General features: G+C 48.7%; 6 protein-coding genes. 1 reads left to right on the top strand and 5 read right to left on the bottom strand.

Features of this window, described 5'->3' with window-relative positions:
• On the top strand, positions 1-1,077 hold a 1,077-nt coding region (locus PKX57_RS05225; RefSeq protein ID WP_472416299.1), incomplete at its 5' end, for a hypothetical protein.
• A gap of 110 nt (positions 1,078-1,187) precedes the next feature.
• Here the strand turns inward: PKX57_RS05225 and PKX57_RS05220 are convergent.
• From PKX57_RS05220 to PKX57_RS05200, 5 genes are all read right to left on the bottom strand, one after another.
• Positions 1,188-2,123 carry a GGDEF domain-containing protein gene (locus tag PKX57_RS05220; RefSeq protein ID WP_472416297.1) on the bottom strand — a complete coding sequence of 312 codons (936 nt, stop codon included), beginning with the start codon at positions 2,121-2,123 and terminating at the stop codon, positions 1,188-1,190.
• Positions 2,116-3,222, bottom strand: a complete 1,107-nt coding sequence (locus tag PKX57_RS05215) for a cobalamin B12-binding domain-containing protein (RefSeq protein WP_472416295.1) — start codon at positions 3,220-3,222, stop codon at positions 2,116-2,118. The genes PKX57_RS05220 and PKX57_RS05215 overlap by 8 nt, the downstream gene beginning before the upstream one ends.
• Positions 3,223-3,444: 222 nt before the next feature.
• Positions 3,445-3,993: a peptide deformylase gene (locus tag PKX57_RS05210; RefSeq protein WP_472416293.1), complete on the bottom strand. Its 549-nt coding sequence runs from the start codon at positions 3,991-3,993 to the stop codon at positions 3,445-3,447.
• A gap of 69 nt (positions 3,994-4,062) precedes the next feature.
• Positions 4,063-5,679, bottom strand: coding sequence for a phytoene desaturase family protein (locus tag PKX57_RS05205; RefSeq protein ID WP_472416291.1), 1,617 nt, complete (start codon positions 5,677-5,679; stop codon positions 4,063-4,065).
• Complete coding sequence (locus tag PKX57_RS05200) at positions 5,666-6,637, bottom strand: SDR family NAD(P)-dependent oxidoreductase (protein ID WP_472416289.1); 972 nt, start codon at positions 6,635-6,637, stop codon at positions 5,666-5,668. Before PKX57_RS05200 ends, PKX57_RS05205 begins: the two co-directional genes overlap by 14 nt.
• Positions 6,638-6,644: the final 7 nt, after the last annotated feature.

Genomic DNA, 6,644 nt, shown 5'->3' with positions numbered 1-6,644 from the left:
GAGGAATCGGAGATCTTCGAATTACTATCCCCTCACGGCGAGAAACCTCTCAAAGACTGGTTGCTAGATCTGGGTGGAGGCACGAAGTTCAAGGCAAGCCTTGACTACGACAAGAACACAATCTCCCTCAAGGAGGAAATAACTACCGGAGGCGGTTCACCAGACAACCTTATGAAACCGGACAACGAAGAGATCATGGCGAAGCTGAGAGACTATGGCGCCTTTACCATCGTCTTCAAGAGTCCGAAAACCCGCGCATTGACCGAACCGAAACCGTATCTCTTCAAGGAAGATTACTCCGGTTCGTGGAGCTTCTATGTTTCTCATACTTTCTCGAACGAATTCTCGTATCAGACATTGACGGTTGAGCCTGGATTAACCGTCAGCCTGACATTCGGCGCGTCGCTTCTGTGGGAGCATGAATGGAAGAAAATCAGCTGGTGGAACTACAAATACGTCTTGAAGAAATTCCAGACGACTGTGAGCTTCAGCCCTTCATTGACCCCGTTCATTGAAGTCTCATCGGGAGCGGCAATCACAAAGAACTGGACAAAGAACATAACAACCAAGACCAAGTGGATAACCTTCTGGGTATCCTGTGTTCCGGTGGCGCTCGTTATGGAAGTAAAATTCGACGCGAACGCGGAGGCCGGCATTTCCGGTGTAATAGGCTTCAACGCCTCGACAACACTCTCGGCAAACACAACGCTCACAGTCAAGTATCAGAACGGGTGGAGCAAGAGCGTTTCCTACTCGGCCAACTACTCGGGCCTCCAGTTCGACGCAAACGCAAAAGTTAACGCCTGGGCCAAGGGTTCGCTACCGCTGACCCTATCGGCATATGTCTACTATGTCGCCGGACCTTTCGTCCAGTTCGTGCCATGGATAAAAGGAGAAACGAATGCCTCTGCCGGGAGCGCCACGCAGGTCGGCTACAAAGTCACGGCGGGCTTCGACGTAAACGGCGGAGTACACATGGCCGGCTGGCTTAAAGATCTTTGCGATGGCTTGCCTAGCGTTAGCTACACATTCTGGAATAAGAGCTGGACTATAGCCAATTCGACTATTACCTTCTAGAGCGCCGGGATGTACCGTCCCGTCATGCCGGATTGTGATACTGCATCCCGCTCTTTGGAACTTACATTTTCGAAACAAAAACTGGCTGCCGAAGGCACCTGGATTTGTTCTTAACGCACTACTCTGTTTTTTCCGCCAGACTTCGCGCTGTAAAGGGCGTCGTCCACGCGCTTCAGTATGCTTGCCTTCGTATCTTCAGGCCTGAAGGTGGCAACTCCGAAGCTGGCCGTTACCTTGAAGCCGAGCTGTTTCTCCGTCTCTCTTTCAAAATTGATCCTGACTTCTTCGGCAATTTCGGCGGCCTCTTTTCCATCTGTTTCGGGCAACATGACTATGAACTCTTCGCCGCCGTACCTTACCGTGGTCCTCCTCGGTGAGATTATCTCGTTTAGAATCTCGGCGAACAGCTGCAGTACCCTGTCACCTTCGGGGTGACCTCTCGTGTCGTTCACTTTCTTGAAGTCGTCTATATCGGCCATGATTATCGAGAGAGGCTTGCATGTAGAACAAAGGCTCTCGATCTCCTCATCGAGTTTCTTCATGAAATCGCGCCTGTTCGACAATCCTGTGAGAGGGTCGCAGTTCATGAGTCTCTCGATTTCAGCGTTAGCCGCCTGGAGCTCCTTATTCTTCTTCGCCAGTTCCCTGGTGAGAGAGGCCAGCTCGTCGGTTGTCTTCGACATGTTCTCCATGATATCTCCGGCAGAGAGCCCTATCTTCTCTCCGAAGAACAACCAGCGAGAAACATCTATCTTTATTACGAAGCCACTCACAAGATGTATATTGGACCTCGAGTCGGTTATCCCTACTCTGACGAGACCCGTACGCTCCTTCATCATCATCTCGATCGCATTATCCACGATATAACTGCCGAAGTTCTCTCCGACGAACTCCTTCCTGCCTCCGATCAAAGTGGCAAGAGAGGGACTGTGATCCAGTATTCGACCTTCCAGGTCGAATAGAACCAGAATCGCTCCCGAGAAGCTTTCCAGACTATTGAAAAATCTGTCCAGGCTGCCCAGGATCGCCTCTCTCAGATCATTCACGCTCTTCCCACCAACGTTTCGCCATTTCAACGGCTTCTGCCGCAGAGGAAGCCGTTCCATCGGCCCCCAATCTCTTCCACAGATCTTCCGATTCGTTTATCACCAGTCCGCCAACCATGATTTTCATCCCTTTGAAATCGCTGTCGAACCTCACCGATTGTATCAGCTTCTTCGTGTGATCCAGGTTGAACGACATAGTGACAGAAATGGCAAGCAAAAAGGGAATAGTCTTCTTTAGATGCTTCAGAACTTCCGAAACCGGAGTATTCGCGCCTAGATAGCTGACGTTCCAGCCGTTCAACTCCAGCAGATCGGCGAGAATTCTAGCCCCAAGCTCATGATACTCGTTCTGCGAGCTCAAAACTACCGCCTTTCTTCTTGGATGGGAGGGAACGGTATCTATCATACTGTATGTGCTGGCCATCAGCCTGTTCATGAGCGAGGTGGCAAGATGCTCCTCTGCGACAGATATTTCGCCCGTTTGCCATAGCGACCCGATTTCGTACATCGCGGGTTGAACCACTTTAAGGTAGAAGTCGGAGAGGGATCTCGTATCTTTGATCGTGCCGAGTGCGATCTCCTGAAGCTCACGGTAGCTGCCCTTCAGCAGCGCGAGAACCACCTTTTGTTCTATTGCCTTCCACTGTTCATCCACATTCATTCCTATGAGAGCATCTTCCGAAGTCTTCACCGATAAATCGTGAGAGGAAAGCATCGCCTCATACACTTTTATAATTTGCTCCGAATTTTCGAGAGAGAGTTGCTCTCTTACCGCTTCCATCCAGGTCTTCAAGACTTCCGGAAAGAAATCTTCCGAGAAGTTTCTAGAGGTATAGGTCTTGTAAACCCAGGGGAGCGTCCTGGCAAGCAGGTCATAATCGTTGAGCTTCAAGACGTTCGAGATAAAGCGCAGATGGTTCGAATTGTTGTCGTACATTATATAGAGCGGATTCATACCCAAAAGCTCCGATATATCCTCTCTAGCGGACATTAGTTCGTTGACTCTCTTCAGCAACCTTTCACCCTGAATCTCAAACTCCAGAGCAGCCTCAGGTGAAACGTTCAGACCCTTTCCAAAATCATCTGACACTCGCCGCATAAAAACACCCCCTGAAATGGCCCGGTAAGATTCCTATCTCACACCGCATAATCATTATAAACTATGAAAAATTATCCTCATGCAATTTGCTGCGGTTTCGAATCAACGTAAATATAGAACGGAATTGTACAACCTTATCTTCCCGTTGTGTCGGATCTGTTCGGGAATCTCACCTATGGTGCTCTAAGCCCTCCCCAGTTGCCTCAATTCAAAACGTAAGAGTTAAACTGTCGGTTCGATAGTGTAGTCAACGAGGTGGTCGAAGTACTCACGGTTCTTTTCGTATTCCCGGCGGTAGATGATGCTCGAGGTGTCGATCGCGTGATCGATGGCCAGAACACCGTCGAGGTGATCTATCTCATGCTGCAGTAGCTCGGACTCTGCCTGGCCTAAATGCACCCATTTGTGTTCGATTCCTTTTTCGTCCTCGTACTTCAAATCTATTGAACTGTATCTTTCTAGACGGACCAGCAGATCGGGAAAGGACATGCAGTCGTCCCACATGGTGAATTTAGATCCGCTGACGCTTATAATTCGCGGATTCACGATTACGAAGCTACCCTTCCCGAGATCGAGCGCGATTATTCTCCTCAGTATTCCGATCTGTGGTGCGGCGATACCACGGCCGAAGCCGTTCTCCCGTCTGAATTCATCGAGAGTCTTCTTGAGCAGGGCGATCTGCCTCAACGTTTCTTCGCTCTCAAATTCCGTGACTATGGAAGACCTCTCCCGGAGCAAAGGATTTCCAAGCAACAGGATTTCACACGACATATTTCACCTTCCCGACCTTATATCATTCAATTCCATACACATAATTATTCCTATTGACATTAAACTGCCCTATCTAATACGATTCTCTCTTGATTTTCTTTCTTTAATTGCTTCTGCAGCAGCAAGCTTACCGGTCAATATACACATCGGAACACCGGAAGGGCTGTAGGTCCACTTTCCGGCCTGAAGAACACCTGGTATGGGTGTTTTTACTGAGCTGGTGACTTTCATCATGCTAGATACTACAGGTATCGGCTCTTCGAAAGACCAACCGACGATAGACCCTTCGGAGCTGCCCACCGCTCTTTCGATTGAAAGAGGGCTGCTGGAAAACGCGAAGAGGACTTTATCCTTCAACATCGGGTAGATCGAATTTGAAAGAACTCCAATAATCCTCTTTTGGAGCTCTTCTTTGAACTCGCTGTACCAGCCGGCTTCATGTGCCTTCTTTACGATCTCGTATTCAAAAAGAGTGCTGATTATCAGGCCCGTCTTTCCGGCCGGAGCCGAGTTGCGATCTTTGAGCACTGGTATAGATATCTCGTAGGTGTCCAGTTCACAGAATCTTTCGAGCCAGCCGAACACCTCCTCCTTCGAATTCCCGGACCAGTTCTTCAGGAGGTCTCTCAGTTGGCTGCGATGAATCTCGCCGAGTCCCTTCCTCGAAGGAGTGTAGAAGAAGTGACCGTTTGAAATCTCCTCGAAAGCCTCAGGCGGTTCATCCACCGCGATAAAGATGCTGAAAATCGAATCGGTCCCGTGCTTTTTCGATATCTCGGATCTAAATGTGTCGGCCTTTTCAACTGTTGCTTCGGACAGACCTTCCGTTTTCAAAATCGAGTAGAGTCTCTTGAGGTCGGCGGTCCACACGAGTTCATTGTACATGTAAGACCCTCCCATATCGTCCAGGAGTATCTTTCTGCCCGCTTGGATCTCCGTGACTTCTCTTCCGGTCTCTATCTTTCCGCCAAATTCAAGAACTTTGTTATACACGCATTCAGCCAGACTTCCCACTCCACCTTTTGGATAGAAGTAGTCCTGATAAAGGTAGAAATAGCTCATGGCGAAGAAAGTGGGGGTGTTTTTGAAGAAGTGCTGATCTATGATATCTCTCAAAGATCTGTTTTTAACGATTTTTCCCAGGAACTCTTCTACGGGCATTTTGAATTTCCCTATTCTTCTTAGAGTCAAGAGGAATTTGAAGAGCCAGGGAAAATATACTCTGGCAAAATGAGATTTGTTGTTCTTGAAGTCCATGAAGAGAGGATTATCTACGCCGTACAGGACCTCCATATCTTTCATGATTCTCTTGATAAATGAAATCACTCTCTCGATGTCTTCCTCGCTGTCAGGATACAGCTTTTTTAGAAGATCGGAGTACTCATTCACGCTTTCCTTTGAAGTCACATGTATCACGGCATCTTCTATTCCCACCGATACAGGGCTTTTAACTATTTCGATATCGATCCCGAGCTCTTTGAGCATCGGCAGGATAATTCCCGCGCTTTCGAGCGCCTTCACCCCGCCGTCAAAGAGAAAACCATCTCTTGAGAAGGAATTTACGAGGCCGCCACACTTTTCGTTCTTCTCCAGCAAGAGAACGCTTGCTCCGGCCTTTGCAAGATAGGCCGCGCCTGTCAATCCCGCTATCCCGCCGCCAACGACGACAGCATCATAGACTTCCATCTTTGAGTGCCCCCATTCGTAAGCTTTCCAGCCAGAGTTTTCTCGCAGTTTCCGTATCGAGGGCAGGTGGAGCGGGAATCTCTTCCGTCGTCAAGTTGAAGAACTTTCCACCGATGCCTTCGAGATCACTCGAAACACCGAGATAATAAAGCGCTTCCGCCGAAATCTCCGGCGAGCGGGAGAGTCTATCTACTATCGTCCTCTTATACCATCTGTAAAATGCACCGTTTTCCTTTCCGGTTCCAGTCCTCACAGCTCCCGGATGCATTGCGTTCATCGTGACTCCGCTTCCCTCGAAGTATTCATTGAAGATGATCATACCGAGGAGCTGTGCGGTTTTCGCGGATCCGTAGGCTTTAAGACCGCTGTAACGCCTCTTTTGCCAGTTGAGATCGTCCAACCTTATTCCCCACACCGCAAAACGGTGACCTTCCGAATTCACCATCAATACACGCGCCTTCTCCTGCGACTTAAGCTTATCTTTAATAAGATAGTTTATTACGAAGGAAGAGAGATGGTTGACGACAAATGTCGTTTCAAAGCCATCCCCGGTTAATTCCCTGCGCTTGAGGAAGACTCCCGCGTTGTGTATCAGGACATCTATTGGCTCTTTCATCGCGGAGAGTTCTTCTCCGACGCTCAAGCTATCTTTCAGGCTGCTGAAATCTGCTATCATGTAAGAACACTCAACACCGAAGTCTCTCTTGAGTTCGTCGCACAGCCTTTCCGATTTCTCCCCATTTCTGTTTATCGATAGAATACGCGCTCCATGGCTTGCGTACTTTCTGCATGTGTAGTATCCGATTCCAGATGTCCCCCCTGTTATTACCATGAGTCGGTCCTTGAAATCATCTCCGCAAATCTCTGGATTCGCCTCGTTGTTCTTAATCATCGCGAATATGTTCGACCATTTGTATTGTTTCCAGTATCTGGCAATTGCGCTCTTCTGCTTCTCCATTGGCAAC

The sequence above is a fragment of the Mesotoga sp. genome (assembly GCF_035363035.1).
GTDB lineage: Bacteria > Thermotogota > Thermotogae > Petrotogales > Kosmotogaceae > Mesotoga.
Note: the sequence above shows the minus strand (reverse complement) of the source record. Positions and strands in the feature narration are given on the sequence as shown.

What these genes read in the sequence shown, in the direction of transcription:
- PKX57_RS05215 (WP_472416295.1), bottom strand. Translation starts at nt 3,222, where the DNA reads ATGCGGCGAGTGTCAGATGATTTTGGAAAGGGTCTGAACGTTTCACCT.
- PKX57_RS05210 (WP_472416293.1), bottom strand. Translation starts at nt 3,993, where the DNA reads ATGTCGTGTGAAATCCTGTTGCTTGGAAATCCTTTGCTCCGGGAGAGG.
- PKX57_RS05205 (WP_472416291.1), bottom strand. Translation starts at nt 5,679, where the DNA reads ATGGAAGTCTATGATGCTGTCGTCGTTGGCGGCGGGATAGCGGGATTG.
- PKX57_RS05200 (WP_472416289.1), bottom strand. Translation starts at nt 6,637, where the DNA reads ATGGAGAAGCAGAAGAGCGCAATTGCCAGATACTGGAAACAATACAAA.